Raw genomic sequence first — 22,132 nt, forward strand, 5'->3', positions numbered from 1 at the left:
AGGAGGGCATCTGATGACATTATTCAAACATTCAGCAGTAGAACTTCAAGATTTGATCAAAAAGAAAGAAGTATCTATTGAAGAGCTAACTGCTGAATCCTATAAAAGAATTAATAAAGTGGACGGAGAAGTTCAAGCTTTTCTAGCGTTAAATGAAGAGCAAGCAACTGCTCAAGCAAAAGAAATGGATCAAGTTCCTTTCGAGGAAAGAGGCCCCCTTTTCGGAATGCCAATCGGAGTAAAAGACAATATCGTAACAGAAGGTATTGAAACTACTTGTGCAAGTAAAATTTTAGAAGGCTTTAACCCTATTTATGATGCAACTGTTGTACATAAACTACGTGATGCTGGATTAATAACAATTGGTAAGTTAAACATGGATGAGTTCGCAATGGGCTCTTCGAATGAAAACTCTGCCTTTAAAAACACAAGAAATCCTTGGAATTTAAATCATGTACCTGGTGGATCTTCAGGTGGTTCGGCTGCAGCTGTAGCAGCAGGAGAGGTACCATTTTCATTAGGATCTGATACTGGTGGATCTATTCGTCAGCCAGCTTCATTCTGTGGAGTGGTTGGGATGAAGCCAACATACGGCCGAGTATCACGTTTTGGATTAGTGGCATTTGCTTCTTCTTTGGATCAAATCGGACCTGTTACACGTAATGTAGAGGACAATGCCTTTTTACTAGAGGCTATTTCTGGTTTAGATGCAAGTGACTCTACTTCTGCAAATGTGGAAGTACCAAGCTTTACTAAATCATTAACAGGTGACATTAAAGGACTTCGTATTGCTGTTCCTAAAGAATATTTAGGACAAGGTGTCGGAGAAGCATCTAAGCAATCTGTACTTGACGCTCTAAAAGTTTTAGAATCACTTGGAGCAACATGGGAAGAAGTATCGTTACCACATTCTAAGTACGCTTTAGCAGCTTACTATTTATTGTCTTCTTCAGAAGCTTCCTCTAACTTAGCTCGTTTTGATGGAATTCGTTATGGCTTCCGTGCAGACAACGTAGAAAACTTAATGGAGCTTTATAAAGAAACTCGTGCACAAGGCTTTGGTGATGAAGTAAAACGTCGTATCATGCTAGGAACTTATTCACTTAGCGCTGGTTCTTATGACGCTTACTACAGAAAAGCACAGCAAGTACGTACTTTGATCAAGCAAGACTTTGACAATGTATTTGATAAATACGATGTTATCATTGGACCAACGACACCAACTCCAGCATTTAAAATTGGGGAAAATGTTAAGGATCCATTAACGATGTATGCCAATGATATTTTAACAATTCCAGTAAACCTTGCTGGCGTCCCTGGAATTTCTATTCCTTGCGGATTCTCAGACGGTCTACCACTAGGATTACAAATTATCGGTAAATACTTTGATGAAGCAACTATCTATCGTGTGGCACATGCTTATGAGCAAGCAACAAGCTTCCATAAACAAACTCCGCAAATATGGGAGGGAGCAAAATAATGAATTTTGAAACGATTATTGGATTAGAGATTCATGTAGAGTTAAAAACAGACTCTAAAATGTTCTCACCAGCACCAGCTCACTTTGGAGCAGAACCAAATACAAATACACATGTAATTGACCTAGGTTACCCTGGAGTATTACCTGTTGTAAATAAAACAGCAGTTGAGTGGGGTATGAGAGCCGCTCTTGCACTTAATATGGACATTGCACCTATAACTAAATTCGACCGTAAAAATTACTTCTATCCGGATAATCCAAAGGCTTACCAAATCTCTCAATTTGACAAGCCAATCGGTGAAAATGGTTGGGTAGAAATTGAAGTGGGCGGAGAAAAGAAACGTATTGGTATTACTCGTCTTCACTTGGAAGAAGATGCAGGAAAGCTTACACATACAAGCAATGGATACTCTCTTGTTGACTTCAACCGTCAAGGTACTCCTTTGATTGAAATCGTATCAGAGCCAGACATCCGCACTCCTGAGGAAGCTTATGCTTATCTTGAAAAGGTTAAATCAATTATCCAATATACAGGAGTTTCTGACTGTAAAATGGAGGAAGGTTCCCTTCGTTGTGATGCGAACATTTCCTTACGTCCATATGGTCAAGAAAAATTCGGTACGAAAACAGAGCTTAAAAACTTAAACTCCTTCAACTTTGTTCGTCGTGGTCTTGAGCATGAGCAAATTCGTCAGGCAGAGGTTCTACTATCAGGTGGGGTTATTCCACAAGAAACTCGTCGCTATGATGAGTCAACTGGTAAAACACTATTAATGCGTGTTAAAGAAGGAGCGGATGATTACCGTTACTTCCCAGAGCCAGACTTAGTGCAAATTGTCATTGATGATGCGTGGAGAGAACGAGTTCGCTCTGAAATTCCTGAGCTTCCAGATGCACGTAAAGTTCGTTATATCGAGGAGCTAGGCTTACCTGCATATGATGCAATGGTACTTACTTTAACAAAAGAAATGTCTGATTTCTTCGAGGAAACTATCGCCCTTGGTGCAGATGCTAAGCTAGCATCTAACTGGTTAATGGGTGAGGTATCTGCTTATCTAAATGCAGATCAAAAAGAATTGAAGGATATCAAGCTTTCTCCTTCTAATCTTGCTGGCATGATTAAGCTAATATCAGATGGTACAATTTCTTCTAAAATCGCGAAGAAAGTATTTAAAGAGCTTGCGGATAACGGCGGAGATGCTGCTGAAGTAGTAAAAGCTAAAGGCTTAGTACAAATTTCAGACGAAGGCGCTTTACGTGAAATCGTAACTGCTACTTTAGATGCTAACCCACAATCAATTGAAGACTTTAAAAATGGTAAAGATCGTGCTATCGGCTTCCTAGTAGGACAAATTATGAAAGCAACAAAAGGTCAAGCGAATCCACCTCTTGTTAACAAAATCCTAAACGAAGAAATCGTGAAACGATAAAAAGAAGATGACTGGGACAAAACCTCCCACTAAAATAAAAGGCTCCTAAAATTTTACGAATAGTAAAATTTAGGAGCTTTTTTTAGTGTCAATTGTTGTTTTCCATTAAACCGGAGCTTTACGGGTGGACGCCCTCAGCCAGGAGTCGCCACCTTCGCTCCAAATAACCATTTAGTAATTACATTCTACAGCAAAATAACAATATCAATAAGGCTAAGAATAGTTAGATCCAATAAGAAATATCAAATCAACCAAGCTATTCATCTAGCAAAGTTGTAATTACATTTAATTTTATAGATGCTATGATGAGATATATGAAAAGGGGGATTATTATGGAGCTTTGTTTTATCGGTGGGGGACATGTGTTAAAGGGTGAGCTTGATGATGTTTTTGAAGAATTAGAGTGTAAAATAAGTCCGAATACGAAAGTGCTGGTAGTGCCCTTTGCAACCGATGAATCTAGATATGAGAGTTGGATGGAAAGCCTGCAACAGGCGTTTACACGCATTCCTAACGTGACGCTTGGTTTGTTGCATGAAAAGCTATCAAAAGAAGACATGATTAATATGATTGAAGAGTATGATGTTCTTTATATTATAGGAGGACAACCTGAGCGTTTACTTCAGGTTATTTTGGATAAAGAGCTGACTGCTGCGATTAATAGTTTTCCAGGCTTAATGATTGGCTATAGCGCAGGTGCATTAGCTTTTTGCACAGACTGCATATTAACAAAGGATGAGGACTACCCCGACACAATTATTTTGCAGGGATTAGGGTTAGTCGATTTTAGTGTAGAAGTTCACTATCGTCCAGAATCAGATGAGGAGCTGCTGACTCTTTCCAAGGATAGAACAATCTATGCCCTACCAGACGGCAGTGCAATCTTATATAAAAATGACACCATACATACAAGAATAAATGAAATCATTACCTTTAAGAACGGGACTAAGAAAAAATGTTTCAGCTAGTGAGGGCGGCATGGACTTGGACCGACCGATTATCGTGCATAACCGACCGATTTTTAGCCAGAACCGACCGATTATTACATAAAACCGACCGATTATAAAAAAACACCCCTGCAGACAGGCTAGTGCAGGGGTGTTTCTATCCTTAACCGGTAAACACTTGGTCATTTGGATATTTATATTTAACCTTTTTAGGTTTAGTTAAGATGAAAAATAACGTGAGCGGTCCAATTCTGCCTAAGAACATCAGCACACAAATGAATACCTTGCCAAACTCTGAAAGCTGAGAAGTGATGCCCATTGAGATACCAACAGTTCCGAATGCGGAAAACACCTCAAATAGCAAAGGGAGCAGAGGAAGCTGCTCTGTTATAGTTAAAGCAAAAGCAAATATAAAAACGGTTGCTAAGCTAACTGTGCTAATAACGAGAGACCTGATAATTATTTCTCGTGAGATGGATCTTTTAAATAGCACTGGGTCCTCCTGCTGACGGAAAAATGCAAACGTTGCTGCTATGATGACAATAAAGGTAGTAAGCTTTATGCCAGAAGCCGTAGAGGCACTACCTGCACCGATAAACATGAGAAGCATTGTGAATAATAGAGATGGGTCCTCCATTTGGCCATAATCGATCATATTAAAGCCTGCCGTCCTTGGAGTTACTGCATTAAAGTAGGAGGTCATCATCTTCTCGAAGATTCCCATTTTGCCAATTGTATCATTATTATTAAATTCTAAGATTAAAAGAATAAGTGTAGCAATTGCATTTATAATTAATGTGCCCACAACCATAAGCTTGGTATGAAGTGACCATGCACGAAATTTATTTTTGCGAGAGATATCTATTACTACGACAAATCCAATTCCTCCAATGATTATTAGACTAGTAATAATCAATATAACTAGAGGATCACTAGTGAAGCTCATTAAATTGTCCGGAAACAAAGAGAAGCCTGCATTATTAAAGGCAGAAATTACGTGAAACAAACTATAATATAATGCATCTCCTAAGCCGAATCTTGGTATCCAGTGGAGTGTTAAGAAGACAATAGCTATACTCTCTGTAAGAAGAACAAATAAGAGAATATGCTTAGCTAGCTTGACGATACCTCCAATGGAAGGCTGATTAAAAGATTCCTGCAAATAAATACGGTGCTGCAAACCAATTTTTTTGCGAAGAAGAATAAGTATAGCTACTGCAAACGTCATTAACCCAATACCACCACATTGAATTAAGACTAGTAATACAATTTCTCCAAACATTGTTAGAGTGCTACCAGGATCAAAAACACTGAGACCTGTAACCGTGGTAGCTGATGTAACTAGAAAGAATGCATCTACCCAGGAAATCGGAGTTGTCGTAGCAAAAGGAAGCTTCATCAAAACTGTTCCTAGAAAGATTAAGGTGGCAAAGCTGCTTGCAATCACAACAGGCGGTGAAAAAGAGAGCTTTTTCTCCATTGGGACACTTCCTTTTATTGGATGTAAAATAATAACTACTTTAATCCTGAACAGGTCGCCTGTCAACAACTTGTTTGAAACAAGTGGCTAAAGAAAGTATACTTAAGGAAAAAGGGGGATTTTTCATTGAAAACTGAACAACAATATTTTGAAGAAGCTAAAACCTTAGAGCAGTATATGAATGATATGACTACCAAAAAAGAGGAATCCTTTCGTATATACGACCAATTTCAAGTGCCAGCGGATGATGAATTCATTGAGATATTAAAAGCAGAAAAGCCGCATATATTAGTTATTACGGAAGACTGGTGTGGTGATGCCATGATGAATAATGCTATCGTACGAAAGATCGCAGAAGCTGGAAATTTGGACATTCGCACTGTCTACCGCGATGAGAACCTAGAACTGATGGACCAGTATTTAACAAATGGAGGGCGTTCCATTCCAGTTTATTTATTGCTAAGTCAGGACGGAGAAGTAATTTCTAAATGGGGTCCTCGTGCTGAAATGGTCCAAAAATTTGTGATGGAAGGAAGAGCCAAGTTTCCTGATAAGGAAGATTCGGCATTCGAAGACATCCAAAAGAAATTTTATGAGCAAATGACACAGGAATTTATAGCAAACAAAGAGTTTCACTTGGCAGTTTACGAAGAAATCCGCAGTAGCTGGCTGCCAATTCTTCAAAAATAAGCGAACCGCATATTTTAGGGAGTCGGCTTTAGTCGGCTCTTTCATATGTTAGGAACTTTTTGTGAGGAAATAGAGTCTTTATAATGAAGAAATTGTAAAGTAGAAAGGAAATCCGTATGAAGCGTGCAAGAATTATCTACAATCCTACCTCAGGGAGAGAATTATTTAAGAAACATCTTCCAGAAGTTTTGGAAGCTTTAGAAATAGCTGGATATGAGACGTCCTGCCATGCAACGACTGGTGAAGGAGATGCAATTAGTGCAGCAAAAAAAGCGGTAGAAAATAATTTTGATATAATTATTGCTGCTGGGGGAGACGGAACACTGAACGAGGTTGTTGCTGGTGTAAGTGAATTTGAAAATCGCCCGAAGATTGGTCTCATTCCAATGGGAACGACAAATGATTTTGCTCGAGCAGTTCATATACCTCGGGATATTAAACGCGCAGTAGATATTATCTTACAGGGTGATACTATTCCAGTGGACGTTGGTAAAGTAAACGACCGTTATTTTATTAACATTGCTGGCGGCGGAAGAATTACAGAGCTTACTTATGAAGTTCCTAGTAAATTAAAGACAATGCTTGGACAACTAGCCTATTACTTAAAAGGAATTGAAATGCTTCCATCGATAAATGCCACGAAGGTTCGAATTGAATATGACGGGGAAGTATTTGAAGATGAAGCGATGATGTTCCTTGTGGGCCTTACCAACTCCGTAGGTGGCTTCGAAAAGCTTGCTCCAAACTCAAGTATTAATGATGGAAACTTTTCGTTGCTTATCTTAAAGAAAGTAAATATTGCTGAGTTTATAAGACTTGCCAGTTTAGCTCTTCGTGGAGAACATTTAGAAGATCCTCATGTCATTTATAAAAAAGCCCAGCATATTAAAGTGACCTCTGAAGATAAGGTTCTCTTAAATTTGGATGGAGAGTATGGAGGAACTATTCCTGCCATATTCCAAAACCTATATAGACATATAGATGTCTTTGTTCCAATCGATGAGATCCGTGAGCAAGATAGACCATAAAATGAAGAGGTTTTGACAAAACTCTCCTCAACCTAATAAGGCCTCGAAAATTTTACGATCTTGTGAAGTTTTTGGGGCTTCTATTCTAATTATCTATAGTGTTCTTTGTTAAAGCGTACGCTTTTTCAGGAGCACTTCTCCATATCCTCTTCAATCCTGAGATGCTTACGGAGGGGATGGTCTCCTAGGAGAGTTGCCATCTCCATAAGCTAGCTTTAAAAGTGGTAAAAACGTGAAATCTAGTTGCCGATTTCACGTTTTTCTATTTACAGTTATGCTATAGGTTAGCTAAAAAAGCCAGTTTAAGAAGGAAGTATTAGATTGTACAGAGAACAGTACATTAGGGAACAATAATTGGGGGAGGGACAATGACAAAAAATCTGATTTATATACTCTTATTTGTATTATTGATACTAACATCTTGTGGAGGACCATATTCATCGACATCTTCTTTTTTGAAAGTTATAGAAAAAGGTCACTCAGACGATTATAAGGAATACTGGGTAAAAGCTTATGACCCCAATAATGACACAGAGGAACATGCTTTTAAAATTGTTGTAGATGAAGAGATGGCTTGGCATCTAATTGAGGAAGGTAAAGAATATTTTACAACTTATTCGAAAAAAGGTAATCATCCTTGGATTTTAGACCAAATAGAACAAATAGAAATTGAACGCCAAAACTGATATGAACAGATGCTTTACTTCAAAAAGGAGTAAAGCCTTTTTCTTATTGAACAAACGTAAGCAATGGATTTAAAAAGGGGGATAATTATGCATCCAGTAGAATTACTTGAATTAGTGATAGTTTGCGGAACTTTACTAGTTACTCTATTAATTTCTTTTATTTTGAAAGGAAAATGGAGAAAAATTATTCAGGGACTGGCTCTTTTGTTTTTGGTGTCCTTCGTTATCTTTTATTTTGTTCGTCCGTATTGGATTGATATGCAAATAGAAAAAAAAGTAGGTTATATACAGAACTATTTGGAAGAGCGGTACCCTGTGGAAACTTGGGAATATAGGACGGTGCCTCACCGTGAGGACGGCTATGAATCCTCAAATCCATATCACATAGGAGTAATATTTGATACTGAACCACAAGTGGAATATAAATATTTCGCTCGTAACAAAGGTGATGTTATCCAATTAGGGTGGAGTACATCTGAATTACAAAGTGATTCTAATAACCTTATGCATTTAGAAGTTTTAGAAGACTAATCAGCACTTGTTATGAATTCGATCTTCTCTTATTGAAATGAATATTAGACTTCATTATTTTCTTAATTATTGCAAAAGGATTTTTATTTTTTGACTTTCTTCTCTAAAAGGTTATGAATCCAATAATATTGGGAATAATTTAATAATATATCTGGGCATCATAAAGGAGGAATGGTTAGTGTATAAGAGACAAGAGAGATACTTAATGTGGCTCGCCTTTGTAGTGGCAGGTATTATGATACTATCTATTGCTGGAAGAATTTTTGGAGGGTGAGGAGAGTCAAGTATGGGAAATGCTGATTCAGTTTTCTATAGTCGTGTCTTAACTGAGTTAACCTTATCTTTTCATATTATTTATGCGACAATCGGTGTTGGAGTTCCACTGATGATTATGATTGCTCAGTGGGTAGGTATAAAAAAGAATGACGAACATTACATATTACTCGCTAGGCGTTGGGCTAGAGGATTTGTGATTACGGTCGCAGTAGGAGTTGTTACGGGAACTGCAATCGGGATGCAGCTTTCCTTATTGTGGCCAAACTTTATGGAGCTAGCTGGTAATATAATTGCCCTACCATTGTTTATGGAAACTTTTGCATTTTTCTTTGAAGCTATTTTTTTAGGCATTTATCTGTATACATGGGATCGTTTTGAGAATCAGAAAAAGCATTTGTTGTTACTTATTCCCGTTGCAGTCGGTGCTTCCTTTTCTGCCGTGTTTATTACGATTGTGAATGCGTTTATGAATTCTCCACAGGGCTTTGATATGGTAAATGGAGAGTTGGTCAATATTAATCCGCTGATAGCGATGTTTAACCCTGCTATGCCAACAAAGGTAGCACATGTTGTTGTAACGGCGTATATGACATCTGCATTTGTATTGGCATCTATTGCTGCATTTCGTTTGTTAAAGGGGTCTAACCATGTTTATCATAAAAAAGCTTTATACTTAACCGTTAAGCTAGGATTGATCTTTTCGATTGCCACAGCTATTATAGGAGACTTTTCCGGAAAATATTTAGCAGAGTATCAGCCAGAAAAACTAGCAGCTGCTGAATGGCATTTTGAAACGCAGGAAAACGCCTCTCTCATTTTGTTTGGAATATTAGACGATGGAGAAGTGAAATATGCGATTAAGATTCCGTATGCTTTGAGCATACTAGCGTATTCTAATCCAACTGCAGAGGTTATTGGGCTCGATCAGTTTCCAGAAGATGAAAGGCCTCCTCTTTATATCCATTATCTCTTTAATATCATGGTAGCAATCGGCATGGGTCTTGCTGCATTAGCAGCATTCTATTGGTTAGGTAAACGTTTAAAATGGACCTTCGTTAATTCTAAATTATTTCTATGGCTCTTATTTTTAAGTGGCCCTGCTGCCGTAATTGCAATTGAGGCAGGCTGGTGGCTAGCTGAAGTAGGAAGACAGCCATGGATATTAAGAGGAATCATGAGGGTGGAGGATGCAGCAACGACAAGTGGGCAGGTAGATTTTATGTTAGTTCTGTTTGCAGGCCTTTACTTAGTTCTTGGAGTTGGAAGTGTTGTAGTACTTACTCGGATGTTCCGAAGAAATCCTGTTGAACAGGAAATAGAGGATAGAAAATCGGACAAAGGCGGTGACATTACATGAGTTTAGAGATTATAGGTCTCACCGTTTTATGGACTTTTCTATTTGGTTATGTAGTGGTAGGCTCCATTGACTTTGGTGCTGGCTTCTTTAATGCGTATAGCTTGATAACTGGTAAGCAACATATATTGAGTAATATTATTCAGCGTTATTTGTCACCTGTTTGGGAGGTCACAAATGTATTTCTTGTATTTTTCTTCGTAGGAATTATTGGCTTTTTTCCTAAGACAGCCTTCTATTATGGAACTACTCTTCTCGTGCCAGTAGGCATAGCATTAATACTGCTTGGAATTCGAGGCTCCTATTATGCGTTTGAAACGTATGGATCAAGGGGCCATAAAGGATATTCCTTTATGTATGGTTTATCTGGATTGTTACTACCTGCTTCCTTATCAATCGTACTGACTATTTCTGAAGGCGGTTTCGTTGATCTGGTCAACGGCTCTCCAAGTTTAAATTATGATACCTTGTTCAAAAGTCCTTTAACCTGGGCCATAGTCGCTTTAAGTCTGACATCTGTTTTATATATTTCTGCAGTTTTCTTAACTTGGTATGCTAATAAGGCTGGGGATGCAAAAGCTACTCATTTGATGAGAAAGTATGCACTGATTTGGTCATTTCCAACGATTATAACTGCAGGTGGCATAATTGTAGAATTACGTTCACACAATGTGGAGCATTATAATAATATGCTCAATATTTGGTGGGCATTTGGTTTATCCTTTCTCATGTTTTTAGGTACCGTTTGGTTACTTTGGAAAAAGAGCAAGTATGGTCTAGCCTTTGGACTTTTGGCAGGACAATTTTTAATCGCCTTTTTTGCATATGGCTTCTCCCATTTACCTTATTTACTTTATCCATATTTGACTATAAACGATAGTTTTACAAACGAGGCTATGGCCATCTCCTTAATCATTGCCTTTATACTAGGATTGGCCTTACTAATTCCATCCTTATATCTGTTACTAAAGCTATTCCTGTTCAATAAAGACTATGTAAAAGGGAAAAAGAAAAATCATGCTTAGGAGGAATGAACGTTATGATGGAATTCCTAATATTTTATGCTCCCTTCATCGTACTGATCGGCTCCATTATTATAGCCTTCTGGGTATCTACCATGGATGGACCAGTAAGAGATGAATAATTGTCCAGGACCTCAGGTGGAGAGGTCCTTTTTCATGCAGACTAATACCAAAGCTAAATGCTAAAATAGATATAGAGGAGTGGAGAGATAAATGAAATATGACGTAATATTGTTCGATTTGGATGATACTCTATTCGATTTTGGAATGACCGAGAGAAATGCCTTCCATCACTTATTTTTAGAATATGGACTGCCAAACGGTCTGCACGATTACTTAGGCAGCTATAAGGCAATTAGTAAGGTCTTATGGGATGAATTAGAAAAGGGTACCACAACACTAGAGCTACTTAAAATAGAGAGATTCAAACGTTTATTTTTAGAACATAATCTAAAGTTAGATCTTGAAGCAGTAAGTCATAAGTACATAGAAAATCTAGGGAGAGAAATTCACTTAATCTCTGGGGTGGAGGAAATGCTGGCTAGTCTGGCTGGCTGTCGTTTAGCTATATTAACCAATGGATTTCAAATTGCCCAGCATGCTAGGATCAAAGGTTCACCATTGAAGGATGTGTTTGAAGCTATCATCACTTCAGAAGAAGCTGGTTATCAAAAGCCACAGCCTTCTATATTTGAATATACATTTAAGAAATTAGGAATAACAGAAAAGTCTAAAGTATTGATGGTTGGTGATTCTCTGACTTCTGATATACAGGGGGGAAGCCAATTTGGAATAGATACATGCTGGTTTAATCCAAACCAAAAGGAAAACACAACAGCTATACTACCTACATATGAAATAAAGAATTGGAGTCAGCTCAATGGAATTGTGAAAGGTCAATTATTAGAAAAATAAATTAGAAAAACTCACATTTAGATAAAATAAATTTTTAAAATTTTCCAAAAAATGTATACATAATTACCAATATATGAGATAATGTTTTTATAACAATAATAATTGTTAAAGACATAACTTGGAGTTGACCATGTTTGTGATTGCACGTAACACGAATGGTGTTACAGAAGTCTTGAAAAACTCAAATAGCCAATTGGTAAAAGTATTTTATGATTATGAAGAGGCAGAACAGTTTGTAGCTCGATTAAATAAAAGAATATTACCTAACAAGCAGTGGTCCGTCATAGAAGATTCATTAATATTAAAAATAAACGAGTAAGGGAGATTCCTTACTTTTTTTTGTGGCTAAAATAAGCAGGAAAATGAAAATAAGCTAGCTAATACTATTGGACGCCTTTATTTGATATAATAATATCCATTACACAAGAACGGAGATTTAACGTGAACACACCAGTAAATAAGAATGATCAGTTAACAGTTTATATAGAGGATTTGACACATGATGGGTCAGGAGTAGCAAAGGTCGATGGCTACCCACTGTTTATCCACGGGGGTCTTCCTGATGAAAAAGCAGAGGTACGTGTTGTAAAAACATTAAAAAACTATGGCTTTGCTAAATTACTTCATATTGTAGAGCCTTCTCCATTTCGAGTAGAAGCTCCATGTCCGGTTTTTTATGAGTGTGGGGGCTGCCAGCTTCAGCACATTAATTATGAAGGTCAGCTGAAATGGAAGGAAAAGATGGTTCGAAATGTCATGCAGCGACTAGGTAAGATTGATGCTCCCGTGTTACCTGTAAAAGGCATGGACAACCCATGGGAATACCGTAACAAATCTCAAATTCCATTTGGCTTAGTCGATGGAAAGGTGATTGCAGGGTTCTATCAGGCAAAATCTCACCGTATTGCAGACACACCGACTTGTCTAATTCAATCCGATGAAGCAGACCGATTGATGAGAGCATTCAAGGAAAATGCCTTAAAACTAGATTTAGTCCCTTACAATGAGGATACAAAAAAAGGTCAGCTGCGCCACTTAGTAGTGCGTAAAGGAAAAGCTACCGGCGAGGTAATGGTTGTTCTAGTGACGAAGCATCCTAAGCTCTCTAAAAAGGAAGAAATTATTGAGCTTATTAAAGAGGTTGAGCCAAAAGTTACCTCCATCATGCAAAATGTTAACTCCAAAAACACGAACGTCATCTTTGGAGACCAAACAAACCTTTTGTGGGGGAAACCAACAATTGAGGATTTAATCGGAGATGTACGCTTTGAAATATCCGCTCGTTCCTTCTATCAGGTGAACCCAGAGCAGACAGAAGTGTTATATCAGCAGGCACTAGATTATGCACAGCTTTCAGGTGGGGAGACGGTAATCGATGCCTATTGCGGAATCGGGACAATTTCATTATTCCTTGCTCAAAAAGCGAAGCAAGTACTTGGTGTTGAAATTGTTCCTCAAGCGATTGAGGATGCAAAAAGAAACGCTGAGTTGAACGGCTTTACGAACACGTACTTTGAAGCAGGCCCAGCAGAGGAAGTTATCCCACGCTGGTATAAGGAAGGCAAAACAGCAGATGTATTAGTAGTTGACCCTCCAAGAAAAGGCTGCGACGAGGCACTACTAACAACAATCATTGAACAACGTCCAAAACGTGTAGTATACGTTTCCTGTAATCCAGCAACTCTAGCGCGTGATCTTCGCATCTTAGAAGACGGCGGCTATAAGACACAGGAGATTCAGCCTGTAGATATGTTTCCTCAGACGACACATTGTGAAGCGGTCGCTTGGTTGGAGTTAGTATAATGAAAGAAGAACGAATTCCCAATGATGGAATTCGTTCTTTTTTTCTTGTTGTTCTAAAAAGGATTATAGATTGTTTTTTTGAAGTTATTGAACTAACGGACAGCTTAATTTAATAATCGTATTTAGCTTTGTTCAACAATCGGGCCAGATTGTTGTGCGAAATATTTCTAGCTTAAATTGACTATCTGTATGAAAAGATATACCTGATTGTTGAACAACACTTTTAAAGAAATTTTAAACGTACTAATTAATATATATAAAGTAAAAAAGCTGTTAATAAAGTCGGCTTTTTTAGGTTACTGGCTATTTGCTTTCAATTTTTGCATTTTATGCAAAGTATGCTTTGTTCCCCATTCATGCATAGCTTCTAAAATCGATTCCAAGCTCCTGCCGTATTCAGTAATCGAATATTCAACTTTGGGAGGAACCTGTGCATATACAACTCGTTGAATAATATCTTCTTTTTCTAATTCTCGCAACTGGTTTGTCAGCACCTTTTGGGTGATTCCAGGCACACTTCGTTTTAGCTCGCTGAATCTTTGAGTACCGTTCTTCAATAAATACAATAATAAAATTGGTTTCCATTTCCCAACTAATATACCTAAAGCATCTTCTACACGACATAATTCTGGTTCTAGTTTCATTTCCAATGCCCCTTTAGTATCTTTTTGTATACTATACCACTTTTAAGTACGTACTTTTTAAAATGACAATTATGATTAATAATAGCATTATCAATTGAAAAGGAAAAGTATCTATATATAAAAAGGAAGGTTGGCTAATATGGAAAACTATCGAATTGATCAAAGTAAAGGTCTAGAGTTTGGACTATATACACTAGGGGATCACCTCCCGAATCCGCACACAGGAAAGCGTATTTCCGCTGAGCAGCGTATTCATGAAATCATTGATTTAGCAAAGCTAGCAGATCAAGCAGGTATCGATTTTTTTAGTGTTGGGGAAAGTCACCAGGAGTATTTCACAACACAAGCACATTCTGTTGTGTTAGCTGCAATTGCTCAGGCAACAGAAAACATAAAAATTGCAAGCTCTTCTACCATTATTAGTACATCAGATCCTGTTCGTGTATATGAAGACTTTGCAACGCTTGATTTAATATCCAAGGGCCGTGCGGAAATAATTGCTGGTCGAGCATCAAGAATAGGGCTGTTTGATTTGTTAGGCTATAATCTTCGGGATTATGAAGAGTTGTTTGAGGAAAAATTTGATCTGCTACGTCAAATCAATGAAGAAGAAGTTGTCAATTGGAGTGGAGAATATCGTGCTCCATTAAAGAATGCAAAGGTGCTTCCACGTCCGAAAAATGGCAAAATGCCTATTTGGCGTGCAGTTGGTGGAACACCTGCTAGTGCGATGAAAGCAGGGTATGCTGGTGTTCCGATGTTTATGGCTCACTTAGGTGGATCGGTTTCTGTATTTAAGCGAACAATTGATGCCTATCGTGAGGCTGCAGAACGTGGTGGCCATAATCCAGCGGAGCTACCTGTAGCAACAGCAGGCTTTTTCTATGCCGCTGAAACATCTCAGCAGGCGATAAAAGAAATGTATCCCCATATTAATGAAGGAATGAAGAAAACGAACGGACAAGGTTTTGCAAAGCAACTTTTTGCACAGAGTGTAGATCCGCACAGTATTATAAATGTCGGCAGTCCACAGGAAATTATTGAAAAAATTCTTTATCAACATGAAGTGTTTGGACATCAGCGCTATATTGCACAGATTGATTTCGGTGGAGTTCCATTTGAGCGATTATTGAAAAATATCGAGTTGATTGGAACTGAAATTTTACCAGCAATTAAAAAATATACAGCGAAGAAGTAGGGGGATGCTAACATGAAGATTGTTGGATTATCAGGATCAATTGTAGGTTCAAAAACACGGACCGCTATGGATTATACAGTAAAATCAATCACGGAAAAATATCCCGATGCAGAAGTTACATTAATAGATTTAGCTGACTATAACGTTCAATTTAGTGATGGGCGCAATTACTTGGAATATGAAGGTGATACAGGATTTGTTACAAAAACGATTATGGAAGCAGATGCGATTATCATTGGGACGCCTATTTTTCAAGCGTCCATTCCAGCTACATTAAAGAACATTTTTGATTTACTGCCGGTTAATGCTTTTCGCGATAAAGTCGTGAGTATGCTTGTAACAGCCGGCTCATCAAAGCACTACTTAATTGCTGAACAACAGTTAAAGCCGATTTTATCTTATATGAAAGCACAGATTGTTCAAACGTATGTATTCATTGAAGAGAAAGATTTCCATCGCAAAGAAATTATAAATGACGATGTGATATTCCGCATCAATCGGTTGGTTGAAGATACAGTAGTTTTAACGGAAACATATACGAGCATTCGTAAAGCTAAGGAAGAAGAATACGATTTTTAATTGAATAATCAGATCGCAGATAAAAAAATTTCACATAAGGAGTTTTTGATAAAAAAGGTATGTTAAAGAAAGTTGAAGATACAATTAAATCCCTTTTCTCGTGACAATTTGATAAATATCGAACAAGGCTGCTCCTAATGGGGGCAGTCTCTTTTATTTTGGAAAGTTTCTTACTCCACTAACGGGTCAGTTACTTGAAGAAAGATAGGCTCGATCCCACTTAAATAGAATCGATACAAAATAATTAAACCCATAAAAATCCCCTCCAAATGTTAATATCTTTGGCAATCGAAATAGCACCTAAAAATCAACAGGCGCGATTGGAATAAGTTGTAGCATTAAAAAAAGAATAATCATTTAAAACAAAGTTCAGATACTTATAGTAAGGTTTGATTAAAAATTCTGTGTTGTTATGCAAGATTTCTTCTTATTCCACAATTAGGCCAGATTGTGGAGGAAAGTAAAACATATATAGGTAATATATATAATGGTATAAAGAATTTATGAATGGATTACGCATTAAACTAGTTGGTAGGTTATTAGAATAAAGTAACAACTTGTGAATATTAGAATAGGAAGATAATCCATCTGAATGGGAGAGTTGTACTTGAGAATACTTGTAACTGGTTCAACAGGACAATTAGGGTCGGCTTTGTCAAAGCAATTAAAAGCTTTAGATTATCAAGTAAAAATAACTTCGAGAAGAAAACCAGAAGATGTAGACTTCACATGGGTTTACAGTGATTTATTATCAGGTGAAGGTTTAGAAGAAGCAGTAAAAGATGTGGATGTCATTATTCACGCAGCAACTAGTCCGATAAAAAATTCTAAAAGCATAGAGGTTGCTGGGTTAGAAAAATTATTAAGCAAGGTGAATCATATACAACTTTTTATTTATCCATCAATTGTAGGAATTGAGGAAATCCCCTTCCAATATTATAGACTTAAATACAAAGCAGAAGAATTATTAAAAAATAGTTCTGTACCCTATACAATTGCTCGTGCAACTCAGTTTCATAGCTTTGTTGAGAATTTACTCTTATCAAAACCTTTCTTTAAAAGATATATAATCCCTGGAAGGGTTAAATTTCAAAGTGTCGATGTTAATGAATTTGCTAGATATTTAATCGATTTAGTTAATGAAGGTCCACAAGGTAAATTAGATGATTTCTGCGGACCAGAGATAATGACATTAAGAGAAATGGCGGAGTTGAAAATTAAGGTTAACAATGAAACCAATGATATTTTAAGCATTCCTTTCTCAGGAAAACTATACAATTCTTTAAAGGAAGGAAAAAATACAAATCCTATGCAGAAGAAAGGAATAATTACTTATGAGGAACATTTAAGGAATAAACTGAATTAAATTTGCTGAGTGAATTTATTAATTAGGTATCAAGTAAACCCCATATAATGTGGGCTCAATTTTTGGGAAAGGAATTGAAGATATCGAATGATTTGATAATTACAGGAGGTTAAACAGTTGAAAGCAGCAATTTATAGTTCTTATGGTTCCCCTGAAGTAATGGAAATTATGGATGTTGAGAAACCGTTCATCAAAGATGAAGATAGGGTATTAATAAAAGTGGTCTCCGCATCTGTTAATAAATATGACACGCTATATCGAAAAGGTTATTTACCTACGAGAATGGAGAATGGTCTTACAAAGCCAAAAACACAAATTTTAGGAATAGACGGTGCAGGTATCGTTGAAGCAGTAGGGAAAAATGTGAAAAAATTTAAAATTGGTGATCATGTTTTTGGAAGTTGCGTCGGATCACATGCTGAATATGTCTGTCCAAGAGAAAGTGTTTTATCCATTATGCCAAATAACGCTAGCTTTGATGAGGCAGCCGCAATACCCTGTGCTGCACAGACCGCTCTACAAGCATTACGAGATGTAGGGAAGATAAAAGTAGGCGATAAGGTTTTAATCTACGGGGCATCGGGTGGAGTGGGGCATTTTGCTGTTCAGCTTGCTGTGTATTTTGGTGCTGAAGTAACCGCAGTTTGTAGTACGTCAAATATTGAATGGGTTAAAAGTCTAGGTGCTCATCATGTAATTGATTATATCCAGGAGGATTTCGCTTACGACGGAAAAAAATATGATGTCATACTCGATGCTGTCGGAAAGAGAACTTTTTTCAGTTGTTTGCGTTCTCTAACCGAAAACGGTATTTATATAACAGAACACCCACTCTATCCCAAATACCATCCATTTCAGCTGATGATAAGCTCTATCGTAGGAAGTAAGAAAGCTAAAATTCATCTTGCAAATCCTAATGATAGTGATTTGGACATATTACGAGTCCTTATTGAAATGGGAAGATTAAGACCGGTAATTGAAAAGTGCTTTCCCTTAACTGATATTGTAAATGCACATAGGCACATGGAAAATGGACGCACAAAGGGGAAGATTATTCTTAAAATCGAGTAGAGTAATTCCAAAGGTGGTTTAGTGTAGTAATTCTTCTCTTAGTGCATCACTCAGCATTATATTAGTTCTTGCTTCCTCTTAATATTTCTAATTTCTCGGTATTAAAGCCTTTGATAATTAACCAGGTTGCCAAACTCAACTCATAGATGCCGATTGGCAGGGCTATAAGTCCCTTTATAGTAGAGAATGGTTCAATAATATCAAGCATATTGAGCAATCCAGCAAGGAATACCATAACAGCCGTCAACATTCCAAATAGCGCTAGCCGTTTAGGCACGATTTCCGTTTTATATAATAAGTAACTATACAAGAATGTATTCGAGCCGAGCATCAAGTTTGGTCCCAATATAGCAGTCCAAGCATGAAATGATTGAAGAACGCTTCCTATGTGATGATATGCTCCTTCATTAACAAATTGTCCAGTTCCGTAATCAGAACTAAGACTTAACAAACCTAATATACTCACTACGCCAATCGCTATAAAAACAGCCTCCATAAATCGAAAACAAAGATATGCTAATGCAGAATGTTCATTCCAAAGTCGTACATACGGAAATAACATAACTGCGGTTCCAACTGCCGTCAAAATAAGCAAAATGTCATTAATAACACCAACCAAAACGGCTGTTTTCGAGCCATTCACCACAGCCATATACCAATCTCCTGATAATATCGGCTGATATAATAGTACAGCAATAACAGCACTGGTTGCTGCCACGATATAAAATATACCGATTAATATTCCATTCACTCTATCCTTTTTCATTACATTTACCTCCTTGAAATGATTTCTCCTTATTTGCAACGTTATATTCTGGATAACCTATGAAGGGAAGGAAGCCTTATGGATCATTATAAAATTATTGAAACCTCTTTAGCTTTTATTGAAGATCATATTGAGGAACCTTTGTCTGTGGACTTGGTATCTAAAAAATTCAACATGTCGAAATTTTATTTTCATAGACTTTTTTCTGCAATTATGGGTTGTTCCTTGAACCAATACATTTTGTCGAGACGATTAAATAACGCGGTTACATTAATACAAGAAGATCGATTATCATTGACGGAGATTGCCTATCAGTTAAACTTCGGATCACAATCTTCGTTCACTCGTGCTTTTAAACGTCAATTTAAACTAGCTCCTAGCTTACTAAAAGAAAAAGATACCGTCATATCTCCAGAACCCATACCTTCAGTAGTTAAACGCCCTTTAAAAAACATGAATGGTGATGTAGTAACCGATTTTACGTTAACGGAATTTGATGCTATCAGATTGACGGGCATCGCATTTGAAGTTGACTTGGCATGTGAGGATTACAAAGCACAGATTCACGCTCATTCGAAAATGCTCCTAGAAACAATAGATGAGACCATATCTGGACCTTGTTTAATGGTCTATTCAAATTGCCATCCAAATTCAACTCGCTTCAATGCTCTATTTGGCATTCCATATGATATACAAATAGATAAACCGTTCTACTTCAATGTAGATGTGCCGCAAATTTTTTGTGCTAAGTTCCAATACTCGGGTGACCTTCTTGATGTAGGGGATGTGTTTAAAACTGACTTCGCACGATTTTTAAAAATTTCAAAGCAAGAAAGAGAACAATCAGAGATTGAACTTATTCAAGTTTTTAGAAGCGTTCATCATCTTGATTCGGACTATCATATATTTACTCCTATTAAAAAGCTGCCAATTGATTCAAATTTATAATTTGGGTTGATGAAAATCATAATTAAATGATTCTGTTTGAATTGGCCAAATCCATTGATCTAAATTTATCACGGTGAAAATTGTTTCACTATCCATATCTTGCTGTAAGAACCTGACCATTTAATTTTTTTTGAATGAAGGGATTAAATACACTGGTTAACCAACCTACGCTCCGACAAAATAAAGAGGCTCGATTCACTTAAAAAGAAACCGAACCAAATTAATTAAACCCACCAGCACCATTGTGTTGCCACATCACTCACCACATTGTGAAGTTGTTACTTGGTTGGAGTTAGTATAGAAAGTACAATAAAAAAAGCTGTGTCAAAAATCCAAGTTGTAGGGGATTTTAGCACAGCTTTTTTTAGGTTGAAAACGATCTTAACTAGAAAAACGTATAATTTGTTCGAATGGTAAGCGGGATGAATTACGTGCTGGTTCTGCAGCTTTTCCGATAGCAATTAAAATCATCGGTAATTCGTTTGCAGGAAGCTCGTATTTTTTAGCGAAAGCTACTTTATCAAAGCCACCCATTATTACTGTTTCATAGCCCATGTCTTTTGCTAAAAGTACGATTTGCATAGAAATTAAACCGACATCTAAATGTGCAATGTTTGTTCGTTCAATATCAGAAAAATTACTATATGCAGATTCAGAATTTGAAATCATCATATCCGCAATATCACGTGGCATATAGCCTAGTTCGACGTTTAAATCATTAATTTGTTTCGCGTTTTTATACATTTCATTGTCGCCTATAACGGCAATAATCGCTGATGATGTTTCAATTTGTGCTTGATTAAAACCAGCAATACGCAATTCTTTCTTTTGTTCCTGATCATCGATAACAAGAAAGCGCCAAGGCTGTAAGTTACTTGATGATGGAGCGGATGTTGCTTGCTCTAGTATATGTTGGATTGTTTCGCGAGGAATTGTAACACTAGGCTCATATTTACGCACTGATTTACGTTCATCCATTAATTTTTCTAAAGCTGTTTTTTGTTGTAGCATATTAACCATCCTCTACTATTGAAGTTTAAATCATTGTCAATTTAATTTGTTAGCTCTAATTGTTTGTACGTGTTAAATATAAAAGAGCAGATGTTTTAGAGGTGAACATATCTCACCCTTAAAACATCTGCTTATGCTCATCAATTTAAAAATGGAGAGAACTTTGTTTTAGCTCTGCAAGTAGTTATTTAAACGAAATTTACATAAGTAAAGATTAAAGTGATTTTAATAATTTAATTACCTCTTTGGCAACCGCGCCACCTGATGCAGGATTTTGTCCTGTAACGATACGATTATCAGTTGCCGTGAATACTGACCAATCAGCATCTTTTACGTAATTAGCCCCTTTACGAACAAGTTCATCTTCCGTTAAAAATGGAACGACTTTATCTAGGCCAACAGCAATTTCTTCTGTGTTAGTAAAACCAGTCACTTTAGTATTTTTAATTAAAAGTTCACCGTCAACATTTTTAATATTTAATAAACCAACAACTCCATGACAAACAGCAGAAACAACGCCACCGTTAGCATAAATAGTACTTGCAATGTTTTGTAGGTTTTCATCTTCTGCGAAATCCCACATCACTCCATGACCACCTGCATAATAGATAGCATCGTAATCATTTGGGTTAATAGAGTCAGCAGGCAAAGTAGTGCTTAGTTTATTTAAGAAATCAGTATTTGTGTAATACTCCCAATCTAATTCGGTCATTTGATCAGCTTGCAAGCTGTGTGGGTCAAGTGGTGTATAACCACCTTTAGGGCTCACATAATCAATTTGATACCCTGCTTTTTCTATTTCAGCTGCAAAGTGGACAGCTTCTCCTAACCATAATCCTGTTGCACGATCTAAATTGGGGTACTTAGAGGTATTCGTTACTACTAATAAAATCTTTTTCATTATACA

The 22,132-nt window shown here is 37.0% G+C and carries 23 protein-coding genes; 18 read left to right on the forward strand and 5 right to left on the reverse strand.

Annotation, left to right across the window (positions count from 1 at the left end; all coding sequences use genetic code 11):
- The first annotated feature begins 13 nt into the window (after positions 1-13).
- The 3 genes from gatA (at position 14) to MKX96_RS03820 (ending at position 3,878) form a co-directional block, all read left to right on the forward strand.
- Positions 14-1,480 (forward strand): Asp-tRNA(Asn)/Glu-tRNA(Gln) amidotransferase subunit GatA, encoded by a 1,467-nt coding sequence (gatA, locus tag MKX96_RS03810; RefSeq protein ID WP_169360565.1) that lies wholly within the window; start codon positions 14-16, stop codon positions 1,478-1,480.
- Entirely contained in the window at positions 1,480-2,910 is a 1,431-nt protein-coding gene (gene gatB / locus MKX96_RS03815) for an Asp-tRNA(Asn)/Glu-tRNA(Gln) amidotransferase subunit GatB (RefSeq protein WP_340882098.1), read from the forward strand. The genes gatA and gatB overlap by 1 nt, the downstream gene beginning before the upstream one ends.
- A 332-nt stretch (positions 2,911-3,242) precedes the next feature.
- Positions 3,243-3,878, forward strand: coding sequence for a Type 1 glutamine amidotransferase-like domain-containing protein (locus MKX96_RS03820; protein WP_340882099.1), 636 nt, complete (start codon positions 3,243-3,245; stop codon positions 3,876-3,878).
- A 142-nt stretch (positions 3,879-4,020) separates the two neighbouring features.
- On the opposite strand, the gene MKX96_RS03825 is transcribed toward MKX96_RS03820, so the two are convergent.
- A complete protein-coding gene (locus MKX96_RS03825; RefSeq protein WP_340882101.1) occupies positions 4,021-5,337 on the reverse strand; it encodes a TrkH family potassium uptake protein in 1,317 nt (438 codons plus the stop codon).
- Positions 5,338-5,463: 126 nt separating this feature from the next.
- On the opposite strand from MKX96_RS03825, the gene MKX96_RS03830 reads away from it, so the two are divergent.
- From MKX96_RS03830 to rlmD, 10 genes are all read left to right on the forward strand, one after another.
- Entirely contained in the window at positions 5,464-6,027 is a 564-nt protein-coding gene (locus tag MKX96_RS03830; RefSeq protein WP_340882103.1) for a thioredoxin family protein, read from the forward strand.
- Positions 6,028-6,143: 116 nt separating this feature from the next.
- Positions 6,144-7,055, forward strand: a complete 912-nt coding sequence (locus MKX96_RS03835; protein WP_340882105.1) for a diacylglycerol kinase — start codon at positions 6,144-6,146, stop codon at positions 7,053-7,055.
- Between the two features lie 368 nt (positions 7,056-7,423).
- Positions 7,424-7,741: a hypothetical protein gene (locus tag MKX96_RS03840; protein ID WP_340882107.1), complete on the forward strand. Its 318-nt coding sequence runs from the start codon at positions 7,424-7,426 to the stop codon at positions 7,739-7,741.
- 87 nt (positions 7,742-7,828) lie between these two features.
- Positions 7,829-8,272 carry a hypothetical protein gene (locus MKX96_RS03845; protein WP_340882111.1) on the forward strand — a complete coding sequence of 148 codons (444 nt, stop codon included), beginning with the start codon at positions 7,829-7,831 and terminating at the stop codon, positions 8,270-8,272.
- A 286-nt stretch (positions 8,273-8,558) separates the two neighbouring features.
- Positions 8,559-9,905 carry a cytochrome ubiquinol oxidase subunit I gene (locus MKX96_RS03850; RefSeq protein WP_340882112.1) on the forward strand — a complete coding sequence of 449 codons (1,347 nt, stop codon included), beginning with the start codon at positions 8,559-8,561 and terminating at the stop codon, positions 9,903-9,905.
- Positions 9,902-10,927 carry a cytochrome d ubiquinol oxidase subunit II gene (locus MKX96_RS03855; RefSeq protein WP_340882114.1) on the forward strand — a complete coding sequence of 342 codons (1,026 nt, stop codon included), beginning with the start codon at positions 9,902-9,904 and terminating at the stop codon, positions 10,925-10,927. Before MKX96_RS03850 ends, MKX96_RS03855 begins: the two co-directional genes overlap by 4 nt.
- A 14-nt stretch (positions 10,928-10,941) precedes the next feature.
- Positions 10,942-11,046 carry a cytochrome bd oxidase small subunit CydS gene (gene cydS, locus MKX96_RS19560; protein WP_445678175.1) on the forward strand — a complete coding sequence of 35 codons (105 nt, stop codon included), beginning with the start codon at positions 10,942-10,944 and terminating at the stop codon, positions 11,044-11,046.
- Between the two features lie 91 nt (positions 11,047-11,137).
- Complete coding sequence (locus tag MKX96_RS03860) at positions 11,138-11,839, forward strand: YjjG family noncanonical pyrimidine nucleotidase (RefSeq protein ID WP_340882116.1); 702 nt, start codon at positions 11,138-11,140, stop codon at positions 11,837-11,839.
- Between the two features lie 136 nt (positions 11,840-11,975).
- Positions 11,976-12,158: a hypothetical protein gene (locus tag MKX96_RS03865; protein ID WP_340882117.1), complete on the forward strand. Its 183-nt coding sequence runs from the start codon at positions 11,976-11,978 to the stop codon at positions 12,156-12,158.
- Positions 12,159-12,280: 122 nt separating this feature from the next.
- Positions 12,281-13,642 (forward strand): 23S rRNA (uracil(1939)-C(5))-methyltransferase RlmD, encoded by a 1,362-nt coding sequence (gene rlmD, locus MKX96_RS03870; protein ID WP_340882118.1) that lies wholly within the window; start codon positions 12,281-12,283, stop codon positions 13,640-13,642.
- A 296-nt stretch (positions 13,643-13,938) separates the two neighbouring features.
- Here rlmD and MKX96_RS03875 read toward each other — a convergent pair whose 3' ends face one another.
- Positions 13,939-14,286: a winged helix-turn-helix transcriptional regulator gene (locus tag MKX96_RS03875; protein WP_340882120.1), complete on the reverse strand. Its 348-nt coding sequence runs from the start codon at positions 14,284-14,286 to the stop codon at positions 13,939-13,941.
- Between the two features lie 139 nt (positions 14,287-14,425).
- Here MKX96_RS03875 and MKX96_RS03880 point away from each other — a divergent pair, with 139 nt between their 5' ends.
- The 4 genes from MKX96_RS03880 to MKX96_RS03895 all read left to right on the forward strand — a co-directional run bounded on the left by MKX96_RS03880 (position 14,426) and on the right by MKX96_RS03895 (position 18,500).
- Complete coding sequence (locus MKX96_RS03880; RefSeq protein WP_340882121.1) at positions 14,426-15,484, forward strand: LLM class flavin-dependent oxidoreductase; 1,059 nt, start codon at positions 14,426-14,428, stop codon at positions 15,482-15,484.
- Positions 15,485-15,496: 12 nt separating this feature from the next.
- Positions 15,497-16,063, forward strand: coding sequence for an NADPH-dependent FMN reductase (locus tag MKX96_RS03885; RefSeq protein WP_340882122.1), 567 nt, complete (start codon positions 15,497-15,499; stop codon positions 16,061-16,063).
- A gap of 607 nt (positions 16,064-16,670) precedes the next feature.
- Positions 16,671-17,429, forward strand: a complete 759-nt coding sequence (locus MKX96_RS03890) for an SDR family oxidoreductase (protein ID WP_340882123.1) — start codon at positions 16,671-16,673, stop codon at positions 17,427-17,429.
- Between the two features lie 117 nt (positions 17,430-17,546).
- Positions 17,547-18,500 carry an NAD(P)-dependent alcohol dehydrogenase gene (locus MKX96_RS03895; RefSeq protein WP_340882126.1) on the forward strand — a complete coding sequence of 318 codons (954 nt, stop codon included), beginning with the start codon at positions 17,547-17,549 and terminating at the stop codon, positions 18,498-18,500.
- Between the two features lie 61 nt (positions 18,501-18,561).
- Here the strand turns inward: MKX96_RS03895 and MKX96_RS03900 are convergent, their stop codons facing one another.
- Positions 18,562-19,266, reverse strand: coding sequence for a DUF4386 domain-containing protein (locus MKX96_RS03900; RefSeq protein ID WP_340882128.1), 705 nt, complete (start codon positions 19,264-19,266; stop codon positions 18,562-18,564).
- Between the two features lie 78 nt (positions 19,267-19,344).
- Here MKX96_RS03900 and MKX96_RS03905 point away from each other — a divergent pair, with 78 nt between their 5' ends.
- Positions 19,345-20,214 carry a helix-turn-helix transcriptional regulator gene (locus MKX96_RS03905; RefSeq protein ID WP_340882130.1) on the forward strand — a complete coding sequence of 290 codons (870 nt, stop codon included), beginning with the start codon at positions 19,345-19,347 and terminating at the stop codon, positions 20,212-20,214.
- A gap of 381 nt (positions 20,215-20,595) precedes the next feature.
- Here the strand turns inward: MKX96_RS03905 and MKX96_RS03910 are convergent, their stop codons facing one another.
- A complete protein-coding gene (locus tag MKX96_RS03910; protein ID WP_340882132.1) occupies positions 20,596-21,225 on the reverse strand; it encodes a nitroreductase family protein in 630 nt (209 codons plus the stop codon).
- A 214-nt stretch (positions 21,226-21,439) separates the two neighbouring features.
- Entirely contained in the window at positions 21,440-22,126 is a 687-nt protein-coding gene (locus MKX96_RS03915; RefSeq protein ID WP_340882135.1) for a type 1 glutamine amidotransferase domain-containing protein, read from the reverse strand.
- Positions 22,127-22,132 lie beyond the last annotated feature (6 nt).

The sequence above is a fragment of the Psychrobacillus sp. FSL W7-1493 genome (assembly GCF_038004905.1).
GTDB lineage: Bacteria > Bacillota > Bacilli > Bacillales_A > Planococcaceae > Psychrobacillus.